General features: G+C 67.9%; 22 protein-coding genes. 15 read left to right on the forward strand and 7 right to left on the reverse strand.

Features of this window, described 5'->3' with window-relative positions:
• Positions 1-96: 96 nt before the first annotated feature.
• Entirely contained in the window at positions 97-936 is an 840-nt protein-coding gene (locus ACX9OT_RS07175) for an acid phosphatase (protein WP_277779113.1), read from the reverse strand.
• Between the two features lie 262 nt (positions 937-1,198).
• On the opposite strand from ACX9OT_RS07175, the gene ACX9OT_RS07180 reads away from it, so the two are divergent.
• Both ACX9OT_RS07180 and ACX9OT_RS07185 read left to right on the forward strand, forming a co-directional pair.
• Positions 1,199-2,077: a hypothetical protein gene (locus tag ACX9OT_RS07180; protein WP_032128674.1), complete on the forward strand. Its 879-nt coding sequence runs from the start codon at positions 1,199-1,201 to the stop codon at positions 2,075-2,077.
• An 11-nt stretch (positions 2,078-2,088) separates the two neighbouring features.
• Positions 2,089-3,291, forward strand: a complete 1,203-nt coding sequence (locus ACX9OT_RS07185; protein ID WP_277779112.1) for a DUF4785 domain-containing protein — start codon at positions 2,089-2,091, stop codon at positions 3,289-3,291.
• 143 nt (positions 3,292-3,434) lie between these two features.
• Here the strand turns inward: ACX9OT_RS07185 and ACX9OT_RS07190 are convergent, their stop codons facing one another.
• On the reverse strand, positions 3,435-4,256 hold the full coding sequence (locus tag ACX9OT_RS07190) for an ABC transporter ATP-binding protein (RefSeq protein ID WP_049398997.1): 822 nt from the start codon (positions 4,254-4,256) through the stop codon (positions 3,435-3,437).
• 151 nt (positions 4,257-4,407) lie between these two features.
• On the opposite strand from ACX9OT_RS07190, the gene ACX9OT_RS07195 reads away from it, so the two are divergent.
• The 4 genes from ACX9OT_RS07195 to ACX9OT_RS07210 all read left to right on the forward strand — a co-directional run bounded on the left by ACX9OT_RS07195 (position 4,408) and on the right by ACX9OT_RS07210 (position 8,481).
• A complete protein-coding gene (locus tag ACX9OT_RS07195) occupies positions 4,408-5,610 on the forward strand; it encodes a DesA family fatty acid desaturase (protein ID WP_032128677.1) in 1,203 nt (400 codons plus the stop codon).
• The gene (locus ACX9OT_RS07200; protein WP_277779111.1) at positions 5,607-5,939 is read left to right on the forward strand and encodes an EF-hand domain-containing protein; all 333 of its coding nucleotides are present in this window, start codon (positions 5,607-5,609) and stop codon (positions 5,937-5,939) included. The genes ACX9OT_RS07195 and ACX9OT_RS07200 overlap by 4 nt, the downstream gene beginning before the upstream one ends.
• A 19-nt stretch (positions 5,940-5,958) precedes the next feature.
• Positions 5,959-6,771, forward strand: coding sequence for a bifunctional DNA-formamidopyrimidine glycosylase/DNA-(apurinic or apyrimidinic site) lyase (gene mutM, locus ACX9OT_RS07205; protein WP_049422377.1), 813 nt, complete (start codon positions 5,959-5,961; stop codon positions 6,769-6,771).
• A 105-nt stretch (positions 6,772-6,876) separates the two neighbouring features.
• The gene (locus ACX9OT_RS07210; RefSeq protein ID WP_012509627.1) at positions 6,877-8,481 is read left to right on the forward strand and encodes an OpgD/OpgG family glucan biosynthesis protein; all 1,605 of its coding nucleotides are present in this window, start codon (positions 6,877-6,879) and stop codon (positions 8,479-8,481) included.
• A 42-nt stretch (positions 8,482-8,523) separates the two neighbouring features.
• Here the strand turns inward: ACX9OT_RS07210 and ACX9OT_RS07215 are convergent, their stop codons facing one another.
• Positions 8,524-9,234 carry a sel1 repeat family protein gene (locus tag ACX9OT_RS07215; protein ID WP_180837741.1) on the reverse strand — a complete coding sequence of 237 codons (711 nt, stop codon included), beginning with the start codon at positions 9,232-9,234 and terminating at the stop codon, positions 8,524-8,526.
• Between the two features lie 95 nt (positions 9,235-9,329).
• Positions 9,330-9,950 (reverse strand): thymidine kinase, encoded by a 621-nt coding sequence (locus ACX9OT_RS07220; protein ID WP_008264720.1) that lies wholly within the window; start codon positions 9,948-9,950, stop codon positions 9,330-9,332.
• 101 nt (positions 9,951-10,051) lie between these two features.
• Between ACX9OT_RS07220 and ACX9OT_RS07225 the strand changes: the two genes are divergently transcribed.
• Both ACX9OT_RS07225 and ACX9OT_RS07230 read left to right on the forward strand, forming a co-directional pair.
• The gene (locus ACX9OT_RS07225) at positions 10,052-12,028 is read left to right on the forward strand and encodes a UvrD-helicase domain-containing protein (RefSeq protein ID WP_189720312.1); all 1,977 of its coding nucleotides are present in this window, start codon (positions 10,052-10,054) and stop codon (positions 12,026-12,028) included.
• Between the two features lie 341 nt (positions 12,029-12,369).
• The gene (locus tag ACX9OT_RS07230) at positions 12,370-12,897 is read left to right on the forward strand and encodes a GNAT family N-acetyltransferase (RefSeq protein ID WP_189720313.1); all 528 of its coding nucleotides are present in this window, start codon (positions 12,370-12,372) and stop codon (positions 12,895-12,897) included.
• Positions 12,898-12,945: 48 nt separating this feature from the next.
• Here the strand turns inward: ACX9OT_RS07230 and ACX9OT_RS07235 are convergent, their stop codons facing one another.
• Positions 12,946-13,596 carry a YceH family protein gene (locus ACX9OT_RS07235; protein ID WP_032128686.1) on the reverse strand — a complete coding sequence of 217 codons (651 nt, stop codon included), beginning with the start codon at positions 13,594-13,596 and terminating at the stop codon, positions 12,946-12,948.
• A 101-nt stretch (positions 13,597-13,697) separates the two neighbouring features.
• Between ACX9OT_RS07235 and ACX9OT_RS07240 the strand changes: the two genes are divergently transcribed.
• The 4 genes from ACX9OT_RS07240 (at position 13,698) to plsB (ending at position 19,360) form a co-directional block, all read left to right on the forward strand.
• On the forward strand, positions 13,698-14,621 hold the full coding sequence (locus tag ACX9OT_RS07240) for a 5'-nucleotidase, lipoprotein e(P4) family (RefSeq protein ID WP_049461551.1): 924 nt from the start codon (positions 13,698-13,700) through the stop codon (positions 14,619-14,621).
• Positions 14,618-15,349 carry an orotidine-5'-phosphate decarboxylase gene (gene pyrF, locus ACX9OT_RS07245; protein WP_277778874.1) on the forward strand — a complete coding sequence of 244 codons (732 nt, stop codon included), beginning with the start codon at positions 14,618-14,620 and terminating at the stop codon, positions 15,347-15,349. The genes ACX9OT_RS07240 and pyrF overlap by 4 nt, the downstream gene beginning before the upstream one ends.
• A 424-nt stretch (positions 15,350-15,773) precedes the next feature.
• Positions 15,774-16,724, forward strand: coding sequence for a hypothetical protein (locus ACX9OT_RS07250; protein ID WP_277778873.1), 951 nt, complete (start codon positions 15,774-15,776; stop codon positions 16,722-16,724).
• Positions 16,724-19,360: a glycerol-3-phosphate 1-O-acyltransferase PlsB gene (plsB, locus tag ACX9OT_RS07255; RefSeq protein ID WP_032128690.1), complete on the forward strand. Its 2,637-nt coding sequence runs from the start codon at positions 16,724-16,726 to the stop codon at positions 19,358-19,360. The genes ACX9OT_RS07250 and plsB overlap by 1 nt, the downstream gene beginning before the upstream one ends.
• Positions 19,361-19,460: 100 nt before the next feature.
• Here plsB and ACX9OT_RS07260 read toward each other — a convergent pair whose 3' ends face one another.
• Positions 19,461-19,664 carry a YdcH family protein gene (locus tag ACX9OT_RS07260; protein WP_005421068.1) on the reverse strand — a complete coding sequence of 68 codons (204 nt, stop codon included), beginning with the start codon at positions 19,662-19,664 and terminating at the stop codon, positions 19,461-19,463.
• A 91-nt stretch (positions 19,665-19,755) separates the two neighbouring features.
• On the opposite strand from ACX9OT_RS07260, the gene ttcA reads away from it, so the two are divergent.
• From ttcA to ACX9OT_RS07275, 3 genes are read left to right on the forward strand one after another with little or no spacing between them, the layout of a single operon-like run.
• Positions 19,756-20,676, forward strand: coding sequence for a tRNA 2-thiocytidine(32) synthetase TtcA (gene ttcA / locus ACX9OT_RS07265; RefSeq protein WP_180843176.1), 921 nt, complete (start codon positions 19,756-19,758; stop codon positions 20,674-20,676).
• A 36-nt stretch (positions 20,677-20,712) separates the two neighbouring features.
• Positions 20,713-21,618 (forward strand): recombination-associated protein RdgC, encoded by a 906-nt coding sequence (locus ACX9OT_RS07270; protein WP_005411825.1) that lies wholly within the window; start codon positions 20,713-20,715, stop codon positions 21,616-21,618.
• A 59-nt stretch (positions 21,619-21,677) separates the two neighbouring features.
• Complete coding sequence (locus ACX9OT_RS07275) at positions 21,678-22,457, forward strand: M48 family metallopeptidase (protein ID WP_032128692.1); 780 nt, start codon at positions 21,678-21,680, stop codon at positions 22,455-22,457.
• A 331-nt stretch (positions 22,458-22,788) separates the two neighbouring features.
• On the opposite strand, the gene ACX9OT_RS07280 is transcribed toward ACX9OT_RS07275, so the two are convergent.
• Positions 22,789-23,655 carry a methylglyoxal synthase gene (locus tag ACX9OT_RS07280; RefSeq protein ID WP_277778872.1) on the reverse strand — a complete coding sequence of 289 codons (867 nt, stop codon included), beginning with the start codon at positions 23,653-23,655 and terminating at the stop codon, positions 22,789-22,791.
• Between the last annotated feature and the right edge of the window lie 67 nt (positions 23,656-23,722).

A 23,722-nucleotide genomic window follows, 5' to 3' on the forward strand; every position in this document is an offset into this window, starting at 1 on the left:
ATGCAATGAAGAAGGGCCGGCGCAATGCCGGCCCTTCTGCTTTACACCCATCGGTAGTGCCGGCCGTTGGCCGGCAACAATTGAACCGCCAGGCGCTTACAGCGCGCTCTGCGGGCGCACCTTCAGCACCGCTTCCTCGGCCGCGCAGTCGCGGCTGGAGTGCAGGCCGGCCTTGCGCGCGGCAGCGATCTCCTTGCGTGCGGCCAGCAGGTCCTTGTTGAACGCGGCGTTGTCATGCAGGCGGGCCACGGCGGCGGCGCCCATGAAGCGGCCTTCCAGGATGTCGCTCTGCCAGTGCACGTTGCACACCAGGCGGCTCTCGCCGTAGTTGCGGCCGCGCGCCTGGATGGCATCGGCGCGATCCGGTGCGATCTCCGACAGGATCAGGGCCCAGGCCCAGCCGATCGAGGTGTGGCCGGACGGGTACGAGCCGTTCTTGCGCAGGCCTTCCTCGTCCTTCGGCGAGCAGGTCGGTTCACCATTGACCATGAACGGGCGCGGGCGCTGGTAGTGGTTCTTGGCCGCCTTGGTCGCCGCACTGGCGTCGATCCGGCTGCGCTCCAGCAGGCGATACAGCGCCGGGGTCTTCACCGCATCGACGTCGATGTCGGCGGCGCAGGAGAAGTGGTTGGCGCCTTCGGGGAAACCGAGTTCCGCATCGACACCGGCCTGGGCGAAGCGCGGGCTGCCACGCAGCGCGCGGGCTTCACGGCTGACCTGCTCGTCCAGGGCGAGCGCGGCCGAACCGGCCACCGGTGGTGCCGGTACCAGGTCGAGGCTGGCCGGAACCGCGCTCTTGTCCAGATAGCCCACCGCCTTGGTGGTGATGTTGGCTTCGACGGCGGTCGGCTTGGCGGCGGTGGCGGCACAACCGGCCAGGGCCGCGACGACGGCAAGGCCGAGCAGCGGGCGGGCAGGGTGGGAAATCAGCGACATGGACAGGCTCCGGGAGAGAAAACAACGCGCCATGATCGCAGCCCCCATACGACACTGCAGTGGACATCGGTCATACGGCCAGACCCGGCATGGTCATTGTCGCGATATGAAAAGCGTCATCGTTTGACGTCAGTCTCCTGATTCCGGGCGCAGCGCACGGACTTTCACGCCGCTGCACCGCGAGCATCGGCACAACGGCAAGCGCCAGGGCCGTCCAGTTCCAGCCGGGTCGGGGGGATCCGAAGACAGAGGGAGAGAAGCGATGCGCAGCACCGCAACAGGAAGTACCGTCCTGGCCCTGCTCCTCGGGCTTGCAACAGCGCCGGCGCAGGCCGCCGACGTGGTAGGCGTGGCCTTCGTGCATGGCACCGGCGCGCAGACCAACGCCACCCAGGACTACTGGCAGCCGGCGATCATCGACACCGTGCGCCAAGGCCTGCCGAACAGCAGCAACTACGTCGTCATCAACTGTGACTTCACCCAGTACATGTGGAAGCCGGAAGCGGCCGGCTGCCTGGCCAATCAGCTGACCGGCTTCATCGACAGCCGTGGCATCACCCAGCTGGTGGTGATCACCCACTCCAACGGCGGCAACGTGATGCGCTGGATCCTGTCCAACCCGACCTATGACAGCCGCTATCCGAAGATCATCCGCACGGTGCGCAAGGTCAACGCGCTGGCACCGTCTTCGGCCGGCACGCCGTTGGCCGATGCGGTGCTCAACGGCAACACCTTTGAAACCTCGCTGGGCTGGCTGCTGGGCTACAAGAACGACGCCGTGCGCCAACAGCAGGTGGCGAGCATGGCCACCTACAACGCGCAGAACCTGTACGGCACCGCCGGCCGTCCCGCCCTGCCCAAACCGTTCCGCGCGGTGGTGGGCAGCGATGTGGAATCGGCGGTGTGGGACAGCAACAGCTACTGCGGTGGCTATGCCGCCAACGTCGGCCTGGAGTTCACCCAGAACTGGCTGTCGTCCTGCTCCGATGGCTTCCTGGAGTGCAGCAGCCAGAAGGCCGCCGGCACCACCTGGTTCACCGACAAGGCGCGTACCCAGGGTGCAGAACCGCTCAGCCACAACCAGAGCCGCCGCGAGTGCTTCGGCCTCGGCACCCTGCTGCGCAACGACCTGACCCAGTGAGGGAGACGACCATGACGATTCAATCCACCCTGCTGGCCGGCGCCACCCTGGCAGTGCTGTCCCTTTCCGCAGCGCAGGCCGCGCAGCCGCTGCAGGGCGCCCGTGCGGGCGATCAGGTGCCTGCCGCCCTGGTAGCCGCGCCGCTTCCCACCGATGAGAGCGAACACGCGCCACTGGCCTTTGCCTGGGCGCTGGACCCCGCACAACCGCTGCAGGCGGCCACGCCGTATGCCTCGGTCAGCCGCAGCTACTGGCAGCAGGTTGATGGCACGCAGCTGCAACGCGGCCTGGACCTGCCACTGACGGCGCCGGATGCGGTGATCCAGCTGAGCCCGGCCGACGGTGCCCGCGCGCTGCCGGCCAACACGCTACAGGTGCGCGACCCGGCCGGCCGCAGCAGCGTGGCGCGCAGTGTCGATGCGCGCGCGCTGCAGGACGCCGGCATGCCGGTCAGCGATGGCAGCAGCATGCTGCGTACCGGCGCGACCAGTGCCGTCGGTGCCTACACGCTGCAGAGCGCGCAGGCCCAGGGCCGCTACGTGGTGCAGGTGCTGGAGCCGAACAGCCCGCTGCGGCTGGAGGTGCAGGCCAACCAGGCGCAGGTGCTGGCCGGCGGCAACATGCAGCTGCAGGCACGCCTGCTGGAAGACGGCGCCACCACCGCGCAGCTGGCATCGCGCCGTGGCGGCCTCGGCGGAGAAGCCCTGCTGGTCGCGCCGGATGGCCGCAGCTGGCCGCAGCGCCTGCTGCGCACTACCGATGGCAGCCTGCGCGCGCAGGTGCGCATCCCGGCCGATGTCGGTACTGCACAGGGGCTGTGGGAATTGCAGGTGTTCGCCCAGGCCGACGGTGTGCTGCGCGATGGCAAGGTCGCCTTTGCGGTGGCACGGCCGACTGCCCGCTTCAGTGGCCAGGCGGCACCGGATCCGTCCAATCGCCAGGTGGCACTGCCATTGCAGGTGGCCGCCGCAGGCCGCTATGAGGCACGGGGCACGCTGTATGCCACGGCCCGCGATGGCCAGTTGAAGCCGGTCGCACAGGCACATGCGGCCGCGTGGTTCGATGGCCCGGGCGCAGGCCAGCTGGTGCTGCCGTTCGACCAGGCCGCATTGCCGGCCGGCTTCGGCGCACCGTACGAGCTGCGCGACCTGCAGCTGCAGGACCAGAGCCGGATGGCACCGATCGAGTCGCGCGCACTGGCGTTGCGGTTCTGAGCAAAGCGGTGGCGGGCCGGAACATCCGGCCCGCTGCCCCGCCTTCTGTAGAGCCGAGCCATGCTCGGCTGCTTCTGCTCGCGGCGAACGGCAGTCGAGCATGGCTCGACTCTACAGACGGTTACGGAGAGCGATGCATCTGTCTATCCCGCGTACGCGGTCAGTCGGCCTTCCTGTTCGACCACCGTGATCGCGCCGCCGAACACCGCCGACAGCGGTTCGTTGCGCAGCAGCTCGGCGCGGGTGCCATCGGCCAGTACGCGGCCGTCGCGCAGCAGCACCACCCGCTCGATCTCGGGAATGATCTCTTCGATGTGATGGGTCACCAGCACCAGGGTGATGCCCTGCTGTGCCAGCACCCGCATGGTTGCCACCAGCTGTTCGCGGGCAACCAGGTCCAGCCCGGTGGAAGGTTCGTCCAGCAGGAGTGCCTGCGGCCGATTGACCAGCGCGCGGGCGATCAGCACGCGGCGGGTCTCGCCGGCCGACAACTCGGCGTAGGCGCGGTCGCGCAGCGACAGCGCGCCGGTCATCGCCAGTGTCTCGCCGACGCGTGCACGCATGTCGGCGGTCACCTCGCGGAAGGCCGGCACCACGTAGCTGGCGAAGAAGCCGGACAGCACCGCCTGTTCCACGGTCAGCCCGGGCATGTCGGCCAGGTTGCTGCTGAGGTCGCCGGTGACGATGCCCAGCTGCGAGCGCAGCCGGTCCACCTGCCAGCGGTTCTGGCCCAGCACCTTCACCGCCACCGCGCCGTCGCCCTGGGCCAGCGGGTACAGCTCGCGGGTGATCAGCTTGATGAAGGTGGACTTGCCGCAGCCGTTGGGGCCGAGCAGGGCGGTGTGCTGGCCCTGTGCGATGCGCAGGCTGAGCCCGTGCAGCACCTTCACCTGGCCGCGTACCACGGTGGCGCGGTCCAGTTCGATCAAGGGGGGCTGCTCCGCCAGGGGCGGGGCGGCGGTCATGGCGCTGGCGCGTGGATCAAGGCTCGACAACTCAGGTCCCCAACTGTGAACGGTGCCTCGGATGGCGATGCAAAGCATCGCCGCAGGGATGCAGTTTGCAACGCAAGCGCCCATGATGTCTGCCATCCCCGCGTCGACCCGGAGAGCCGTCATGCCAGATGCCCTGATGTCCCTGTTGACCGGTGGTGTGCTCGGCCTGGGCTGGTGGGCCATGCTGGCGGTGCTGCTGGTCTTCACTCAGATCACCATCTTCTCGGTGACCCTGTACCTGCACCGCAGCCAGGCCCATCGTGGGGTCGATTTCCACCCGGCGCTGGCCCATGTGTTCCGCTTCTGGCTGTGGCTGACCACCTCGATGATCACCCGAGAGTGGGTGGCCATCCACCGCAAGCACCACGCCAAGGTGGAGACCGAGGACGACCCGCACAGCCCGGTCACCCGTGGCATCGGCAAGGTGTTCTGGCACGGCGTGGAGCTGTACCGCGAAGCGCGTGGCATGCGCGCGGACATCGAGCAGTACGGGCGCGGCACCCCGGATGATGCGATCGAGCGCCGCCTGTATACCCCGCATGCCACGTTGGGGCCGGTGCTGTTGTTCGCGATCAATACCGTGTTGTTTGGCCTGCCGGGCGTGGCCCTGTGGGCGATCCAGATGGCATGGATCCCGTTCTGGGCCGCGGGCGTGGTCAATGGCCTGGGGCACTGGTGGGGCTACCGCAACTACGAGTCCGCCGACACCTCCACCAATCTCACGCCGTGGGGGTTCTGGATCGGTGGCGAGGAGCTGCACAACAACCATCATGCCTTCCCCAGTTCGGCGCGCTTCGCGATGCGGCGCTGGGAGTTCGATATCGGCTGGAGTGCGATCCGCCTGCTGCAGGCGCTGCGTCTGGCCAAGGTGCTGCGGGTGGCGCCGGCCATGGACGTGCGCCCGAACATCGCGGTGCCCGATGCCGAAACCCTGAAGGCGCTGCTGTCGCACCGCTTCCAGGCGATGACCGATTACCAGCGCAATGTGTTCATGCCGGCCCTGCGCGAGGAAGCCGTGCAGGCCGGGGCCAAGCTGCGCCGCCTGCTGCCACGCCGTCTGCGCCGTGGCCTGGTCAACGATGGCCGCTGGCTGAAGCCGGACAGTCGTGCCCAGCTCAGCGAATGGGTGGCACAGCGCCCGCGCATCCGCACCCTGGTCGAGTACCGCGCGCGGCTGGCGGCGCTGCTCGAGGCCCGCGGCCACGATGCTGCCGAGCGCCTGCATCAGCTGCAGGCGTGGTGCCGTGAGGCCGAGGAAAGCGGGATCGCCGCGCTGCAGGCCTATGCCGCACGGTTGAAGGGCTACAGCCTGGTGGGCGCGTGAGGGCTGGGTATGGGCTTGCGTTGACGATGCTGCTGCCGGGCGCGGCGCTGGCCCAGGTCACCGACACCACCAGCTACCTGCAGCGGATGGACAGCGATGGCGACGGCCGGGTGAGTGAATCCGAGTACGTGCAGTGGATGCTGTATGCCTTCGATCGCATGGACCGCAATGGCGATGGCGTGCTGAGCGCAGACGAGCTGCCCGGCGGCAAGGGCAGGGCGATCAGCCGCGAGCAGCAGCGGCAGGTGATCGTGCAGCGTTTCCACAAGCAGGATGCCAACGGTGATGGCGTCCTGGATGCCCGTGAACTGGCGGCACCGCCACGCTGAGCGGGCGTAGAATCGGTTCATGCCTGAACTGCCCGAAGTCGAAACCACCCGCCGCGGCCTGGCGCCGCACCTGCAGGGCCGCCGCGTGCATGGCGTGATCCTGCGCCGCGCCGACCTGCGCTGGCCGATTCCGCCGGAAGTGGCCGAGCTGCTGCCGGGGCAGCGCATCGAGGAGATCCGCCGTCGCGCCAAGTACCTGCTGCTGGATACCGCCATCGGCAGCGCGGTGCTGCACCTGGGCATGTCCGGCAGCCTGCGCGTGCTGCCCGGTGATACGCCGGTACGCGCCCACGACCACGTCGACATCAGCCTGGACAACGGCCGCCTGCTGCGCTTCAACGACCCGCGCCGCTTCGGCAGCCTGCTCTGGCAGCCGGCCGGTGAGATCCATCCGCTGCTGCAGGGGCTGGGCCCGGAGCCGCTGGACGACGCGTTCGACGGCGACTACCTGTTCGCCCGCAGCCGTGGCCGCAGCGCGCCGGTGAAGACCTTCCTGATGGACCAGGCGGTGGTGGTGGGCGTGGGCAACATCTACGCCGCCGAGAGCCTGTTCAAGGCCGGCATCAGTCCACTGCGCGAGGCCGGCAAGATCTCGCGCGGGCGCTATCAGCGGCTGGCCGACGCGGTGAAGGAAATCCTCGGCTACGCCATCACCCGTGGCGGCACCACGCTGCGCGATTTCATCAGCCCTGACGGCGCACCGGGCTACTTCGAACAGGAACTGCTGGTGTACGGCCGCGATGGGCTGCCCTGCCCGAACTGTGGCCGCGCGCTGAAGCACGCCACCATCGGCCAGCGCGCCAGCGTCTGGTGCAGCCACTGCCAGCGCTGAGGCGGGCGGCCAGCGGCAGCTGAACGGGCAGGGTACGTCTCCGCTGCCCGTTAACGTTTGTCTGCCTATGATGGCCGACCTTCCCTCTGTGCCTGACGCGCCTGCATGCAACGACGCGACTTCATCCGCAATGCCTCCCTCGCCCTGGCTGCATTCGGCCTGCCGTCCCTGCCCGCGTGCGCGGCCAGCAAGAGCGGCCAGATGGGCCTGCGCCGCCTCGGCCAGCCGCAGCCGTTCGACTTCGCCACCCTGAAGGGCCAGGCGCGCGCGCTGGCACAGGCACCCTACAAGAGCCACAAGCGGGTGCTGCCGGGCCGCCTGGAAGGCCTGGACTGGGACCAGTACCAGTCGATCGGCTACCGCCAGGACCATGCGCTGTGGGCTGACCAGCCGGGCAAGTTCCAGGCCAAGTTCTTCCACCTGGGCCTGTACTTCCATTCGCCGGTGCGCATGTTCGACGTGGTCGACGGCAAGGCGCAGGAGCTGGCCTATGACGGCGCGGCGTTCAACTACGGCAAGAGCGGCATCAAGGACGGCGAGCTGCCGGCCGATCTGGGCTTCGCCGGCTTCCGCCTGAACACCCGCAAGGACACCGACCGCGACTTCGCGGCCTTCCTCGGCGCCAGCTACTTCCGCGCGGTCGGCAAGGAAGGCCAGTACGGCCAGTCCGCGCGCGGCCTGGCGATCGACACCGGCATGGGCAAGCCGGAGGAATTCCCGGACTTCATCGCCTACTACCTGGAGCAGCCGTCGGCCGATTCGGAGACGATCGTGGTCTACGGCCTGCTGGATTCGCCCAGCGTGGCCGGTGCGTACCGCTTCGCCATCACCAACGGCGACGTGCTGCTGATGGACATCGACAGCGCGCTGTACCCGCGCAAGGCGATCGAGCGGCTGGGCATCGCCCCGTGCACCAGCATGTACCAGGTGGGCGAGAACGACCGCCGCATGGCATGGGACTGGCGCCCGGAGATCCACGATACCGACGGCCTGTCGCTGTGGACCGGTGCCGGCGAATGGATCTGGCGACCGCTGCTGAACCCGCGCAACCTGCGCTTCAACATGTTCGTTGACCGCAACCCGCGTGGTTTCGGCCTGCTGCAGCGCGACCGCAACTTCGACCACTACCAGGACGACGGCGTGTTCTACGAGAAGCGCCCCTGCCTGTGGGTGGAGCCGAAGGGCGAATGGGGCGAGGGCTCGGTGCAGCTGGTGGAGATTCCCACCGTGGACGAGACCTTCGACAACATCGTGGCGTTCTGGAACCCGAAGGAAAAGCCGCAGCCGGGCCAGGAGCTGCTGGTCGGCTACCGCCTGTACTGGGGCGCCGAGCCGCCGGCACGGCCGCCGCTGGCGCACTGCGTGGCCAGCCGCACCGGCCTGGGCGGCGTGGTCGGCAAGAAGCGCGAGTATTTCAGCTGGCGCTTCGCGGTGGACTTCGAAGGCGGCGAACTGGCCAGGCTGATCGACAAGGGGGAGGTCGAGGCCGTGGTGGAAGCCAGCCGCGGCCGGGTCGAGATCGTGTCGGCGCGCCCGCTGCGCGAGATCAACGGCTACCGCGCGATGTTCGACCTGGTGCCGCCGGAAGGCAGCACCGAGCAGATCGACATCCGCCTGTTCCTGCGCAGTGGCGGCAAGACCCTCACCGAGACCTGGCTGTACCAGTACACCCCGCCGCCGGCAGGTGCGCCGGAGCGCACGCTGTACTGAATGGATGCGGCCCGGTGCCGGCTACATGCCGGCACCGTTGTTTCAAGGCTTGCTGTCGGTGGCGTGCGACTGGGTCGGCACACCCACTTCCACCGTGCCCCGGCGGATCTTCATCCAGGTTTCGTCCTGCCAGCGTTCGTACTGCTTCGGGTCCCAGTACTTCGGGTCGTAGAGGCGATCGGCCTTGATGGTGCGGGAGATTCCGCCGTCCATGTACACGATGTCGACGTTGTTGGACATCGAGCCGACGCGGCTGCCGGTCATCTCGCGGCGCCCCTTTCTGAGCACTTCGGCCATGCGTGGGCGCGCGACTTCGTCACCATACTCGGCGCGCAGCGCGCTTGCCTGCGCGCGCGCCGCATCATGCTGCTCCAGCGGCAGCGTGGCCCAGTACTCGTTGCGCAGCTCGACGAACAACGGATAGCCACGTTCGGCCGCCACCTCCATCCAGGCATAGGCCATGACCGGATTGCGCGGCTGCTCTACCCCGTACCAGTACATCTCGCCGAGGTAGCCCTGGGCAGGCTTGTCCGCATACCGCGCGGCCAGCCGGAAGTTGTCCATCGCGCCGTTGACATCGTTGCGACGCAGCGCGTTGACGCCCCATTGCCGGTACATCATGTCCGGGTGGCTGTCCATGAAACCGGCGCCGATCACCGCCGCATCGTCTTCACCTGACGGGCGCTCGGCCGCGGTGGCCAGCAGGGGCAGCAACAGCAGCGGCAGCAGCAGCAGCAGGAGGGCAGAGCGCATGTCGGACGTCCAGTTCGGCAGCAGGGGAGCCGCAGCCTAGGCGCGACAGCGCGTGCTTGTAAACCGCTGGAGGTCATGGCGCACCGGCGCGCCTGCTACAGCGGCAGCGGCGCCTGCGCCGGATCGATCCGCCCTTCGCCGCGGGTGATCTTCTTGAACTCGGCGCGACTGACCGACACGTAGCGGTCGTTGCCGCCGATCTCCACCTGCGGGCCGTCCTGCACCGCGTGGCCATGCTCGTCCACGCGCACCGTCATCGTCGCCTTCTTGCCACTGTGGCAGATGGTCTTGATCTCCTGCATCTCATCGGCCCAGGCCAGCAGGTACTGGCTGCCTTCGAACAGCTCGCCGCGGAAGTCGGTGCGCAGGCCGTAGCACAGCACCGGAATGCGCAGCTGGTCGACCACTTCGCTGAGCTGCCAGACCTGGGCGCGGGTCAGGAACTGCGCCTCGTCCACCAGCACGCAGCCCATCGGGCCGTTGGCTGCCAGATCCTGCTCGACCCAGCGCTGCAGGTCGGTATCGCGGTCGAAGGCCATGCCGTCCGCACGCAGGCCGATCCGCGAGGCGACCACGCCGGCGCCGGCACGATCGTCCAGGCGCGGGGTCAGGATCGCCACCCGCATGCCGCGCTCGCGGTAGTTGTGGGCGCTCTGCAGCAGGGTGGTGGTCTTGCCGGCGTTCATCGCCGAATAGTAGAAGTAGAGCTTGGCCATCGACGGATTGTACGCCGCAGCCCCGCTTCGCCGAAGCCGTTCAGCAACCCCACCGGCGGCCCGCTGTGGTCGTCACCCGGCCCCGCTACAATCCCCATCCCATGCACGGTCTCAATCCCCCCCAAGCCGCCGCCGTCCTGCACATCGAAGGTCCATTGCTGGTGCTCGCCGGCGCGGGCAGCGGCAAGACGCGTGTGATCGTGGAAAAGATCGCCCACCTGATCGGTTGCGGCCGCTATCCGGCGCGCCGCATCGCGGCGATCACCTTCACCAACAAGTCGGCCAAGGAAATGCGCGAGCGCGTGGCCAAGCGCCTGCGCGAGCAGGACGCCGACGAGGTGACCATCTGCACCTTCCATGCGCTGGGCCTGAAGTTCCTGCAGATCGAGCACGCGGCCGTTGGCCTGAAGCGCGGCTTCTCGATCTTCGATGCAGACGATGCCGCTGCGCAGATCAAGGACCTGATGTATGGGGCCAAGCCTGATGACATCGAGGACATGAAGAACCTGGTGTCGCGCGCGAAGAACGCCGGCCTGTCGCCCGAGCAGGCGATGGCCGCCGCGCGCAGCAATCGCGAGAAGGAAGCGGCCAGCGTCTACGAGCGCTACCAGCTGCGCCTGACCGCGTTCAATGCGGTCGACTTCGATGACCTGATCCGTCTGCCGGTGCAGATCCTGGAAGAAAATCCGGAGATCGCGCTGGCTTGGCGCGAGCGCATCGGCTACCTGCTGGTGGACGAATGCCAGGACACCAACGACGCGCAGTACCGGCTGCTCAAGCAGCTGGCCGGTGACAAGGGCAACTTCACCTGCGTGGGTGACGATGACCAGTCGATCTATGCCTGGCGTGGCGCCAATCCGGAAAACCTGCAGCAGATGGGGCGCGACTATCCCAAGCTGGAGATCATCAAGCTGGAGCAGAACTACCGCTGTTCCAACCGCGTGCTGCGCGCGGCCAATGCGCTGATCGCCAACAACCCGCACGAGCACCTGAAGAAGCTGTGGAGTGACCAGGCCGACGGCGAACGCATCCGCGTGTGGGAGTGCCGCAACAGCGAACATGAGGCGGAAAAGGTTGCCGCCGAGATCGCCTTCGTGGCGCAGTCGCGCAATGTGCCGTGGAGTGATTTCTGCATCCTGTTCCGCGGCAACTTCCAGTCGCGTCCGCTGGAAAAGGCGATGCAGCTGCTGCGCATTCCCTACCACCTGACCGGCGGCACCATGTTCCTGGAACGCCAGGAAGTGAAGGACACGCTGGCCTGGCTGCGCCTGCTGGTGAACCCGGACGACGACACCGCGTTCATGCGTGCGGTGCAGTCACCCAAGCGCGACGTCGGTGCCGGCACGCTGGCCAAGCTGGCCGAACTGGCGCAGGAAAAGGACATGCCGATGGCGCAGGCCGCCGAGGCGATCGGCGCGCTGCAGCAGCTGCCACCGCGCGCGGCCAACAGCCTGGCGCGCTTCACCGACATCCTGCGCGACCTGCGTGCGCAGACCCGCCAGGTCAGCTCCGGCGACATGATCCGCAAGGTGGCCAAGGAATCAGGGTTGTTGAGTGAGCTGCGCCAGCAGGCCAAGGAAGAGGCCAGCTACCAGCGCCGTGCCAACAACATCGAGGAACTGGCGCAGTGGTTCGAAAGCGGCCCGCGCGGTGCCACCGCCGCCGATCTGGCCGGCCAGCTGGCGCTGCTGTCGCGCAGCGACAAGGACGAGGGCGGCAACCAGGTGCGCATGATGACCATGCACGCCTCCAAGGGCCTGGAATTCCCGTACGTGTTCATCGTCGGCTGCGAGGATGGCGTGCTGCCGCACCAGGTCAGCCTGGACGAGGGCAACCTGCAGGAAGAGCGGCGCCTGCTTTACGTGGGCATCACCCGCGCCAAGATCCAGCTGTGGATGAGTTACAGCAAGCTGACCCGCAAGTTCGGCGAGCACGTGCGGTTGAAGCCGAGCCGGTTCTTCGAGGAGATTCCGGCGGAGGAGATCCAGCGCGATGGTGCTGATCCGGTGGCCGATGCGGTGCGCAAGAAGGAACGGGCGAGTGCGGGGTTGGCGGCGATCGAGGCGTTGTTCGATTGATCGGCGAACGGCGCAGCCCCTCGTGGCTGCCGCCGTTCGCAGCGCATTCGTGGTGGGCCGGGCGGGTGGGCCGGTCGCGACACGCCGTAAACCCATCCATGGGGGCTCGGCCGCGGCTTGCTCGTGTGCGCTGTCCTGCGCACACGGCAAGACCGGGGTTGGGCGTCCTGCCCAACCCGCCCGAGGCATGCCTCGGGCCCATGCCGCGGACGGTCCCGCCCAGCCCACCCGCCCGGCCTCTGACAGGTTCCGTGCGCGCCAGCCACGGAAAAGAAAAAAGAAAATCAAAAGCAACAGCCGGGGGTTGAGGCAGAATCGGGGTTTCGGCTGGAGGTCTGCGCGTGCATCCAATTGAAAGCGAACGCCTGCGCTTGCGTGCGATTGAACCTGATCGCGATGCGGCGCCGATGCTGGCGCTGTTGAATGATCCGGGCTTCGTGCGCTTCATTGGTGACCGCAATGTGCGCAGTGAAGAACAGGCGCGTGAGTACATCGCGCTGCGGGTGCTGCACAGCTATGCGTTGAATGGGTTCGGCATGTATGCCATCGAGCGGTTGTCCGATGGGGCGTGGCTGGGCAATGCCGGGCTGGTGCGCCGCGATGGCCTGCCGGGGCCGGACATCGGCTACGCGGTGCTGTCTGAATTCGCCGGGCAGGGTTATGCCAGTGAGGCGGCGCGGGCGGTGTTCGCGCATGCGCGCGCTGAGCTGGGCCTGCAGGATCTGTACGGCATCACCGATCTGGACAACGTGGTGTCCGGGAAGATCCTGCTGGGCCTGGGCATGCAGGAGCGCGGGGTGATCCAGTTGCCGGGCATCGAAACGCCCAGCCGGCTGTACGCCACCTTGGGTGCGGCTGACGTCGGGTAGTGCCGGCCGCTGGCCGGCACAGTAGCAGCTGACGGTCGGCACCCACCATCAACCGCGCAGTTCGGCCAGCTGCGCCTGCAGCTCGGCCACGGCCGCTTCAAGCTGGGCCACGCGCTCGGCCAGGCCCGGATCGGCCGCGTCGCTGCCACCACCGCTGCTGGCGTATTTGGCCGCAAGCGCCGCGCCGTCCACTTCACCGCACAGCAGGTGCATGTAGCGGTCTTCGCGCTGGCCGCTGGCGCGCGGCAGCACCACCAGCAGCGCGCGCTGCTGCAGGCGCTCGATGGCGTGGCGGGCTTCGTCGGCGTCAGCGAAGCGGTGCAGGCGCTCGCTGCGCGTGACCAGTTCGCCCAGGGTCTGCGGCCCACGCAGCAGCAGCATCGCCAGCAGCACGGTCTGCTGCCGGGTCAGGTCCAGCGCGGCCTGCAGGCGGTGCTCGTAACGGTCTGCGCGCGAGGAGAAGTGCTGGCGGGCCAGGCCCAGTGTTTCCAGCTGGCGCAGCGCGTGCTGCACGCTGCCGGCATCGACGTTCATCACCGGCTCGCGGGCGGTCTTCTGGTTGGCGGCCGATTGGGCGGCGTTGACCGTCAGCGGATAGGTGTCCGGGGTGGTTGCCTCCTTTTCCACCAGGCAGCCCAGCAGGCGGGCCTGCACGGCGTCGAGCAGGGGGACGTCGGGGGTCTGGGTGGAATCGGTCATGGCGGCCTCCGGAAGGGCAACGGGTCAACCGCCAAGCATAGCCGTCCCGGGACCGCCTTTGCCGGTAAAATGCGCCGGTATATCTGATTGCCGGTGAATCCATGCGTCGTCCCGTTTCCCTGTCCCTGACCCTGCTCGCCACCGCGGCGCTGGGCCTGTCCGCCTGCAAGCGCGTGGATGCGCCTGCCGCCGAAGCCGCTGCACCGGAGGCCCCGGCCGCCGCTGCCAAGGCCGACGGCACGCTCGATGCCACTGCCAACGACAACCTCAATGCGGTGCTGTGGATGCAGCGCGCGCAGGAGTACAAGGCGATCACCGAGCAGACCTACCGTGCCGCCGCCGACCACCTGGATGCCGCGCTGAAGGAAGCCCACTGGGATGCGCTGGTGCCGGAAGAACGCGGCAACGAGGCCAAGGGCCTGAAGCCGGCCGTGGTGCTGGACGTGGATGAGACCGTGCTGGACAACTCGCCCTACCAGGCGCGCCTGGTACGCGACGGCAAGGAATACGACGAGCTGACCTGGGACCAGTGGGTGGCCGAAAAGAAGGCCAAGGCCATTCCGGGCGTGGTTGATTTCGCCAAGGCCGCCAACGCCAAGGGCGTGACCCTGCTGTACATCTCCAACCGCGCCGTGCACCTGAAGGACGCAACCCTGGCCAACCTGCGCGAGCAGGGCCTGCCGGTGGCCGATGACAGCGTGTTCCTGGGCCTGGGCACCGTGGTCGAAGGCTGCGAGCAGGCCGGCAGCGAGAAGAACTGCCGCCGCCGCCTGGCCGGGCAGAAATACCGCGTGCTGATGCAGTTCGGCGACCAGCTGGGCGATTTCGTCGAAGTGACCGCCAACACCAACGACGGTCGTGACGCGCTGCTGCAGCAGTACCACGACTGGTTCGGCGAGCGCTGGTGGATGCTGCCGAACCCGACCTACGGCGGCTTCGAGCCGGCGCAGTTCAACAACGACTACAGCCAGTCGCGCCAGGCCCGTCACGACGCCAAGCGCGCTGCGCTGGACTACGCACCGTGAGCCGCGCGCCGCTGCCGCTGCCGCTGCGCGATGACGAGCGCCTGATCTTCGCGCTGGACGTGCCTGACCGCGTGCAGGCGCTGGAGTGGGTCGACCGCCTCGGCGACAGCGTGGCGTTCTACAAGATCGGCATGGAACTGCTCGCCTCCGGCGAGTACTTCCAGGTGCTGGACGAGCTGGCCCGCCGCGACAAGCGCGTGTTCGTCGACCTGAAGTTCTTCGACATCCCGGCCACCGCCGCGGCGGTGATCAAGCGCCTGTCGCAGTGGCCGGTCAGCTACGCCACCATCCACGGCTGGCACCCGGCGATGATGGAAGCCTGCGCCGCCGCCAACAGCAGCGACATGCGCCTGCTGGCGGTGACCGTGCTGACCTCGATGGGCCGCCCGGACCTGGCGCAGATGGGCATCGACCGTGAGCCGGTGGACGTGGTGGTCGAGCGCGCGCTGGCCGCGCAGGTGGCCGGTATCGATGGCGTGATCGCCTCGGGCCAGGAAGCCGGCCCGATCCGCGCCGCTACCGGCGACGGGTTCTCGATCGTCTGCCCGGGCATCCGCCCCGGTGGCCCGGTCGGCGATGACCAGAAGCGTACCGTTGGCGTGGCCCAGGCCTTTGCCGATGGCGCCGATGCCATCGTGGTCGGTCGCCCGATCCGCCTGGCCGCCGATCCGCAGGCTGCGGCCCGGGCCATCCAGCAGGAAATCGCGTCGGCGTTGGCTACGCGCTGAGATTCCGCTGCGCAGGCTGCAGGCCCGAACGCCATCCCGACCCGCGCGGGATGGCGTTTTTGCATCCGTCCAGCAAGCGGTTGTGCCCGAATCGCCGAAAAACACGCCGTAGATTTCATTGAATCTGTCTGGCAGCGCGATTGATTCAATAAAATCAAATACATACATGGCATTACGTGAAGTGTTGCCTTAACTTGAAGGGCAGCGTAGGATCGCCGCCATCCGGTCCTCGGACCGGACATGTGCCACAACACTGTCCACCGGCCCTGCGCCGGCTTGAAGAGCCTGTGATCCTCGTGATCCCGGCTCTTTTTTTATTCCGATCAGTGACTTGCACAAGCAACCGCGGAAACCGTGACGTCCCGGCTTGCCGCTGTCACCTCGCAGGCCGCAAGATGCGGACCGGTCCGGGGAGTCCGAGTGCATGAGCGTGGCAGTGCGAGGAAGGTCTGCGCGTGGATGGGGGCTGGCAGTCATGCTGCTGGCCGTGGCCGCGTGCCGTGAACCGGCCAACGATCCGGCCAGGCCGGCAGCCGAACCGGTTGCGGCGGTGCAGGCGATGGCCCTGCGCCTGGCCGAGGACGATCTGGTCGGCTATGCAAAGCTGTCGGTTCCGCCCAGCCAGTACCAGCGCCTGCAGCAGGCCTGGGCCGAGGGCCACAGCCAGTGGCCGCTGACCGAGCTGCCGCTGGGCGACCAGCTGCTGCCGATGCTGGCCGCACTGCGCACGCCCAATGCCGGTGCCGAACTGCAACGCAGCTTCGACCGCCAGCTGGCAGGCCAGGCCAGCGCGGTACGCCAGGCGGCGCAGTCGATGGGCAACTTCGGCGTGCAGTACCTGCGCCACCAGAAGGGCTATACGCCCGGCCAGCAGGCCCATTACATCGCCCTGGTGGAAACCCTTGCCAGCTGGGCGCAGGGCGCGCCGATCAGTGACCGTGCGCGTGCACGCAGCACGATCGCCGCGCTGGTGGGTGCCGCCGGCAAGGTTGGCTTCGACGATGAGGCCGGCCTGCAGGCCGCGGGCATGGAAGGCAGCCTGCAGCAGCTGGCGCCGTTCATCCATACCCTCAAGGCGGTGCTGGGCAGCTACGGGTTGGGCGTGGATGACGCACTGCGCAGCGTGCGCGGTGAACTGCTCTCGGTGGAGGGCGACAACGCGCTGGTACGCCTGCACTACGACCTGGCGGGGCGTGAGATGACCCTGCAGCTGCCGCTGAGCCGCCGCGAGGGCCACTGGTACCTGACCCGCACCCTGGCCGACACCGACGCGCTGCTGCGCAAGGCCGACGCGGCCCGCGCCGCTGCGTCGCCGTCACCGGCTGAAGCCCCCGCCGAGGGTGGGGAAGCGGCAACGCCGCCGCCTAAGCCATAATGGCGCCGATGTCGAAACAGAACCCGCTGCCGTTCCCCGGCGAAGAATCCCAGTCGACGCCCGCCGATACGGTGCCGGCGTCCCCCTCGACCGGTACCGGCCCGAACCCGGTACCGCCGCCCGCGCACGCGCGTCCGGCTGGCCGCCGCCCGCTGTGGGCTCGGCTGCTCGGCCGTCTGGTCGAGCCGTGGCTGTCGCTGAAGATCGAACCGGAAGACCCGGGCCAGTACAACGATGGCCGCCCGGTCATGTACGTGCTGGAGGACTACGGCCTGTCCAATGCGCTGATCCTGGACAAGGCCTGCCGCCAGGCCGGCCTGCCGTCGCCGCTGGTGCCGCTGGCCGGTGACCCGACCGGCCGCAAGCGCGCCTACCTGGCGCTGTCGCGGCGCAGCTCCAGCAACTCGCTGATTCCCGAACAGCGCGGCGCCAAGACCCATTCCGATTCGCTGGCCAAGGTCCTGCAGGCCCATCGCGTGCGCGATGACCTGGACGTGCATCTGGTGCCGGTGTCGATCTTCGTCGGCCGCGCGCCGGACAAGCAGAGCGGTTGGTTCGCCGTGCTGTTCTCGGAAAACTGGGCGCTGGTCGGCCGCTTCCGCCGCCTGCTGGCGGTGCTGCTCAACGGCCGCAGCACCATCGTCCGCTTTGCCCCGCCGATCTCGCTGCGCAGCACCGTGGACGAAGGCCTGGAGCCGGAGCGCACGGTGCGCAAGCTGCAGCGCGTGCTGCGTACCCATTTCCGCCGCATTCGTGAATCGGTGATCGGCCCTGACCTGTCGACGCGGCGCCTGCTGGTCGACCAGGTGCTGGCCGCCGAACCGGTGCGCGAAGCGATCGCCGCACAGGCCAAGCGCGACAATTCGAAGCCGGCCGATGCCTGGAAGAAGGCACACGCCTACGCCTGGGAAATCGCCGCGGACTATTCCAGCCCGGTGGTGCGCTCGGCCAGCTTCATGCTCAGCCACGTGTGGAACCGCATCTATGCGGGCGTGCTGGTGCACCACCTGGACAAGTTCAAGGCCGCCGCGCCGGGCCACGAAGTGGTCTACGTGCCCAGCCACCGCAGCCACATGGACTACCTGCTGCTGTCCTACCTGCTGTACGACCGTGGCATCGTGCCGCCGCACATCGTGGCCGGCATCAACCTGAATCTGCCGGTGGTCGGCACCCTGCTGCGCAAGGGCGGTGCGTTCTTCATCCGCCGCTCGATCCGTGGCAACGCGCTGTACTCGGCGGTGCTCAGCGAATACGTCGCGCAGCTGGTGGCCGGTGGCTACTCGCTGGAGTACTTCGTCGAAGGCGGCCGCTCGCGTACCGGCCGACTGCTGCAGCCCAAGGGCGGCATGATCTCGATGACGCTGCGCGCGTTCCTGCGCCAGCCGCGCAAGCCGGTGCTGTTCCAGCCCATCTACATTGGCTACGAGAAGCTGATGGAGGGCGGCAGCTACCTGGACGAACTGTCCGGCCGGCCGAAGGAAAAGGAATCGATCTGGTCGCTGCTGTGGGGCATCCCCAAGGTGCTCAAGCAGAACTACGGCCAGGTGGTGGTGAACTTCGGCGAACCGATCGCACTGAACGACGTGCTCGCCGAGAAGGCGCCGGAGTGGAAGGGCGAGGCGGTGTCCGAGGACGAGAAGCCGGCGTGGCTGTCGACCACGGTGGATACGCTGGCCGAACGCATCCAGGTGCGCATCAACGGTGCCGCCGACGTCAACCCGATCAACCTGCTGGCGCTGGCCCTGCTGTCCACGCCGAAGCATGCGATGGGCGAGGCCGACCTGATCGCGCAGATCGAGCTGTGCAAGACCCTGCTGGTCGAGATGCCGTACTCGGACCGGGTGACGGTGACCCCGCACTCGCCGGAGCGGATCATCGCCCATGCCGAGGAAATCAACGTCCTCACCCGCATCAAGCACCCGCTGGGCGACGTGCTCAGCGTCAGCGGCGATACCGCGGTGCTGCTCAGCTACTTCCGCAACAACGTGGTGCACCTGTTCACCGCCTCGTCGTGGGTGGCCTGCTGCTTCCAGAACAACCGCCGCATGAGCCGCACCGGCCTGGTCCAGCTGGGGCGTACGGTATACCCGTTCCTGCAGGCCGAGCTGTTCCTGCCGTGGAGCGAGGACGAGTTCGCCCAGCGCATCGACCGGACCATCGACGTGTTCGTGCGCGAAGGCCTGCTGCAGAACGTCAACGATGACGATGGCGGCATCCTGGCGCGCAACACCGGGCAGACCGACGAGGTGTTCCGCCTGCGTGCGATCGGCCATTCGCTGCAGCAGGCGTTCGAGCGCTATTACATCGCCATCTCGGTACTGGTGAAGAACGGCCCCGGCGTGCTCGGCGCGGCCGAGCTGGAAAGCCTGTGCCAGCAGGCCGCGCAGCGGCTGAGCCTGCTCTATGCACCGGCGGCACCGGAGTTCTTCGACAAATCCCTGTTCCGTGGCTTCATCCAGAAGCTGCGCGAGCTGCGCCTGGTGTGGCCGGACGAGAACAGCAAGCTGCTGTTCGACGAACGCCTGGATGCGTGGGCCAAGGATGCCAAGTTCATCCTCGGCCGCGAGCTGCGCCACACCATCGAACGGGTCAGCCCGGAAGCGGCACGCCCGGACGAGCCTGCGCCGCAGGATTGAAGGCAGTGCCGGGCCGTGCCCGGCGAACGGCATGCCAACCAAGGTTGGCATCTACCGGGGCGAAGCAGTAGATCCACGCCATGCGTGGATGGGCCACCGCTCAGGCCGGTTCGTCGGGAATCTGCAGGCTTTCCAGCCTGGCGATGCAGTCCTTCAGCTGCAGCTTGCGCCGCTTCAGGCGCTTGGCTTCCAGTTCGTCCTCGCCGTTGGCGGCCATGCGGGTGATCTGTTCATCCAGCAGGCGGTGCTCGGCGCGCAGGGCGGCGAGGTGCTCGACGATCTCGGCGGGGCTGTAGGTGTCCACAGCCTCCGAGCATACACAGCGATGATGACTGCCGGGAGAGGGGAATTCCGACCCCCGGCCGTGGCCGCTCCGAGCCGTTAGAATGGAACCCATGAGTGCCGTGATTTCCCTTCCCGATCCCCAGCCGCGCGCCGCCCGTGATCCGCGCGTGGCCGAGCGCGAGCAGCACAAGCTGGCCAAGCGCCTGCGCCGCCAGGTCGGCGAGGCGATTGCCGACTTCGGCATGATCGAGGCCGGCGACAAGGTCATGGTCTGCCTGTCCGGCGGCAAGGACAGCTACACCCTGCTGGACGTGCTGCTGCAGCTGCAGAAGAAGGCGCCGGTGCCGTTCGAGCTGGTGGCGGTGAACCTGGACCAGAAGCAGCCGGACTTCCCCGAGCACGTACTGCCGGAATACCTGGCAGGCCTGGGCGTGCCGTATCACATCATCGAGCAGGACACCTATTCGGTGGTCAGCCGGGTCATCCCGGAAGGCAAGACCATGTGCTCGCTGTGCTCGCGGCTGCGTCGTGGCGCGCTGTACAACTACGCCGAGACCCACGGTTTCACCAAGATCGCGCTGGGCCATCACCGTGACGACATGGTGGCCACGTTCTTCATGAACCTGTTCCACCACGCCAAGCTGTCGGGCATGCCGCCGAAGCTGCGCAGCGATGACGGCAAACACGTGGTGATCCGGCCGCTGGCCTATGTGCGCGAAAGCGACATCGTCGAGTACGCACAGGCACGCCAGTTCCCGATCATTCCCTGCAACCTGTGCGGCAGCCAGGAGAACCTGCAGCGCCGCCAGGTCGGCCTGATGCTGAAGCAGTGGGAAAAGGACCACCCGGGCCGCATCGAGCAGATCGCGCGTGCCATGGGCGAAGTCCGGCCCTCGCAGCTGGCCGACACCACCCTGTTCGACTTCATGGCGCTGGGCCGTCGCGACGACGCGCCGCTGCCCGACGCCCATGCCTGGCTGGCCGGTTCCCCGGCCGACGCCGACGCAGATCCCGAGACGCCCACCGTTTAAGGTCGGTCGCCCTTCCTCTTTGCCATCCGGAATTCCATGTTCTTTCGCAACCTGACGTTCTTCCGTTTCCCGACCACCACCGATTTTTCCGAAGTCGACACCCTGCTGCCGCACGCCCTGCTGAAGCCGGTCGGCGCACTGGAAATGAATTCGCGCGGCTTCATCTCGCCGTTCGGCCGCGAGGAGAAGGAACTGCTCTCCCACCGCATCGCCGAACATCTGTGGCTGACCGTGGGCGGCGAGGACAAGATCCTGCCGGCGGCGGTGGTCAACGACCTGCTCGAGCGCAAGCTGGAGGAGATCGAGGAGAAGGAAGGCCGCCGCCCGGGTGGCCGCGAGCGCAAGCGCATGAAGGACGACCTGCTGCATGAACTGCTGCCGCGCGCCTTCGTGAAGTCCTCGCGCAACGACGCCTTCATCGACCTGCAGCACGGCTACGTGGCGGTGGATACCTCCAGCCGCAAGACCGGCGAGTACTTCATGTCCGACATCCGCGGCCTGCTCGGCAGCTTCCCGGCGATGCCGCTGAATGCCGAAGTCGCGCCGCGCTCGATCCTGACCGGCTGGATCGCCGGCGAGCCGCTGCCGACCGGGCTGAGCCTGGGCGAAGAGTGCGAGATGAAGGACCCGGTGGAAGGTGGCGCGGTGGTCAAGTGCCAGCACCAGGAACTGCGCTGCGACGAGATCGACAAGCACCTGGACGCCGGCAAGCAGGTGACCAAGCTGGCGCTGATCTTCGAAGACAACCTGTCCTTCGTGATCGGCGACGACCTGATCGTGCGCAAGCTGAAGTTCCTCGACGGCGCCCTGGACCAGCTGGAGCATGCCGACGAAGACGGCCGCCGCGCCGAGTTCGACGCCCGCTTCGCCCTGCAGAGCGCCGAGATCCGCCGCCTGTTCCTGTTGCTGGAAGAAGCCTTCAAGCTCAGCAAGGCTGACTGAACAGGCAGCCCGACGGCCGCCGGTCATCCGGCGGCCCGAAGCGGCGCTATGCTGGGCGCATGAGCCGTCTGCTGCGCCGCCTGATCAGCCCGACCCCGCCCGCCACCGTACAGCGCGACACCGTTCGCCTGCGCCTGGAGGATGCCGAGATCGAGGTGCTGCGCGTGCGCGATCCACGTGCGCGCCGCATCAAGCTGAGCGTGGACGAGCGCGGCGCACGCTTGACCCTGCCGCCGCGCGCAAGCCTGGTGATGGGCGAACGCTTCCTGGAACAGCACCGCGACTGGCTGGCACTGCAGCTGCGCCAGTACCAGGGCCAGGGCCTGCCAGCACCGCTGCAGCCGGGCGAAGACGGCGTGCTGCCCCTGCGTGGCGAACTGCTGCCGCTGCGCTGGCAGGAAGGCCGCTACGCGCGGCTGGAGATCGACGCGCACGGCGCCTGCGTGCAGTGGCCGACCCGCGGCGGTGATGCCACCCTGCGCCGCCTGCTGCGCGAGTTCTACGAAGCCCAGACCCGCGCCGACGTCGGCCGCTGGCTGCCGAAGTACCTGCCCACCCTGCCGCGCGCACCCAGCCGCCTGCGCCTGAAGGTGATGTCCTCGCAATGGGGCTCGCTCGCCCCCGATGGCAGCATGGCACTGGACCTGGCCTTGGTGCTCGGTCGTTCGGAAGCGTTCGAGTACGTGCTGGTGCACGAACTCTGCCACCTGATCCAGCCGAATCACTCACCCGCGTTCTGGCATGAAGTGGAACAACGCTTCCCCGCCTGGCGCGAACAGCGCGACTACTTCCAGCTCGAAGGGCGCCGCTTGAAAGCTATGCTCCGCCAGCTGCTGTAGAGCCGAGCCTATGCTCGGCTAACGCGCGTAGCGCGGATATTCAGCCCTCGCGATCAACAGCAGCCGAGCATGGCTCGGCTCTACAAAAGCGCGCGCAGCGCGCGACCCGCTTTCGCTCCTGCTCTTCTTTCTTTCTTCCGTGGTGGGCACACCGGAAAGTGTCCGTGGCCGGGTGGGGTGGGTTGTGCAGGGGCGTGAGCCGCATGGATGCGGCGACCGAGCTTACAAGGACGTACTTGCAGCGACCCCTGCGCAATCCACCCCACCCGGCCAAGCACGGCTTCTGATCTGAACGACCCACCACGAGGGGCTCAGCCGTTGGCCGAAACCCTCACCCCGCCCGCAACGCCGCCGCCGCCGCCCATCGCGCCGCCACCCGCGGCGCCGTAATGCACACCGCCTGATCGGTCACCGTCGTCACCGCGCGCTCCAGCAGCTGGATATCCGCCTCATGCTGGCGCGCCACATGCGGATCCTCGAAGAAGATCGCGCGCTGGCAACGCCCCTCCAGCACCCGGTCGGCAATCTGCGCATCACCGCCCATCGGGCCGCTCTGGTAGCGCGTCACCCACGGCGTATCACGCGGCCAGCCCCGGCTCCAGGCCAGCTCGTTCAAACGCTGGCCGGTGGTCCCGGTGGCCACCCGCTCACCGAACCGGGCCAGCACATCGAAGTGCTCATCGGCGAAGGCCAGCATCGCCGGCTTCATCGCATCGTGCGCGATCAGCGCCAGCGTCTGGCCTTCGAACGCATGCAGGTCGTCGGCGCCGGCATCGGCTGCCAGCCCGGCGTGGACGCGCTCCACCTCCACCCAGTCGCGTGCGGTGGCCACGGTCGAAATGAACGGCTTGCCGTGGATCACGCACTGCCGCTTGAGCGCGGTTGCTTCCGGAAACACCGAGGATGGATCGACCGGGTCGATCAGGTAGATCGCGCCATCCAGTGTCCGATCCGGACCCATGCCAACGACTTCGGCGACCAGCTTCATCAGGCCACCCTGGCGTCCGTAGGGATAACGGTGCAGGCCCGCGTACCCGGTCAGGAAGCCCTGCCGTTCGATCGCGTCATGGGTGCGGCCGACCGCATGCAGCGACACGCCCAGCTCGCGCAGGCCGGCCTCGCTGCTGCGCAGCCAACGGAACAGCGCAGCGCGCGCGTCGTGGTGATGAAGACGGTTGGCAGCCAGGCCGATGCGCATCGAACGCTCCGCAGGTACGGGTGAAGGCGGCAGTGTATGTCGGCATTCCCCCATCTGGATGCTTTTA

The sequence above is a fragment of the Stenotrophomonas genospecies 3 genome (assembly GCF_054473855.1).

What these genes read in the sequence shown, in the direction of transcription:
- plsB (WP_032128690.1), top strand. Translation starts at nt 16,724, where the DNA reads ATGGCGCCGATGTCGAAACAGAACCCGCTGCCGTTCCCCGGCGAAGAA.
- ACX9OT_RS07175 (WP_277779113.1), bottom strand. Translation starts at nt 936, where the DNA reads ATGTCGCTGATTTCCCACCCTGCCCGCCCGCTGCTCGGCCTTGCCGTC.
- ttcA (WP_180843176.1), top strand. Translation starts at nt 19,756, where the DNA reads ATGAGTGCCGTGATTTCCCTTCCCGATCCCCAGCCGCGCGCCGCCCGT.
- ACX9OT_RS07190 (WP_049398997.1), bottom strand. Translation starts at nt 4,256, where the DNA reads ATGACCGCCGCCCCGCCCCTGGCGGAGCAGCCCCCCTTGATCGAACTG.
- ACX9OT_RS07215 (WP_180837741.1), bottom strand. Translation starts at nt 9,234, where the DNA reads ATGCGCTCTGCCCTCCTGCTGCTGCTGCTGCCGCTGCTGTTGCTGCCC.
- ACX9OT_RS07270 (WP_005411825.1), top strand. Translation starts at nt 20,713, where the DNA reads ATGTTCTTTCGCAACCTGACGTTCTTCCGTTTCCCGACCACCACCGAT.
- ACX9OT_RS07235 (WP_032128686.1), bottom strand. Translation starts at nt 13,596, where the DNA reads ATGACCGATTCCACCCAGACCCCCGACGTCCCCCTGCTCGACGCCGTG.
- ACX9OT_RS07180 (WP_032128674.1), top strand. Translation starts at nt 1,199, where the DNA reads ATGCGCAGCACCGCAACAGGAAGTACCGTCCTGGCCCTGCTCCTCGGG.
- ACX9OT_RS07220 (WP_008264720.1), bottom strand. Translation starts at nt 9,950, where the DNA reads ATGGCCAAGCTCTACTTCTACTATTCGGCGATGAACGCCGGCAAGACC.
- mutM (WP_049422377.1), top strand. Translation starts at nt 5,959, where the DNA reads ATGCCTGAACTGCCCGAAGTCGAAACCACCCGCCGCGGCCTGGCGCCG.
- ACX9OT_RS07250 (WP_277778873.1), top strand. Translation starts at nt 15,774, where the DNA reads ATGAGCGTGGCAGTGCGAGGAAGGTCTGCGCGTGGATGGGGGCTGGCA.
- ACX9OT_RS07275 (WP_032128692.1), top strand. Translation starts at nt 21,678, where the DNA reads ATGAGCCGTCTGCTGCGCCGCCTGATCAGCCCGACCCCGCCCGCCACC.
- ACX9OT_RS07210 (WP_012509627.1), top strand. Translation starts at nt 6,877, where the DNA reads ATGCAACGACGCGACTTCATCCGCAATGCCTCCCTCGCCCTGGCTGCA.
- ACX9OT_RS07185 (WP_277779112.1), top strand. Translation starts at nt 2,089, where the DNA reads ATGACGATTCAATCCACCCTGCTGGCCGGCGCCACCCTGGCAGTGCTG.
- ACX9OT_RS07195 (WP_032128677.1), top strand. Translation starts at nt 4,408, where the DNA reads ATGCCAGATGCCCTGATGTCCCTGTTGACCGGTGGTGTGCTCGGCCTG.
- ACX9OT_RS07280 (WP_277778872.1), bottom strand. Translation starts at nt 23,655, where the DNA reads ATGCGCATCGGCCTGGCTGCCAACCGTCTTCATCACCACGACGCGCGC.
- ACX9OT_RS07225 (WP_189720312.1), top strand. Translation starts at nt 10,052, where the DNA reads ATGCACGGTCTCAATCCCCCCCAAGCCGCCGCCGTCCTGCACATCGAA.
- ACX9OT_RS07240 (WP_049461551.1), top strand. Translation starts at nt 13,698, where the DNA reads ATGCGTCGTCCCGTTTCCCTGTCCCTGACCCTGCTCGCCACCGCGGCG.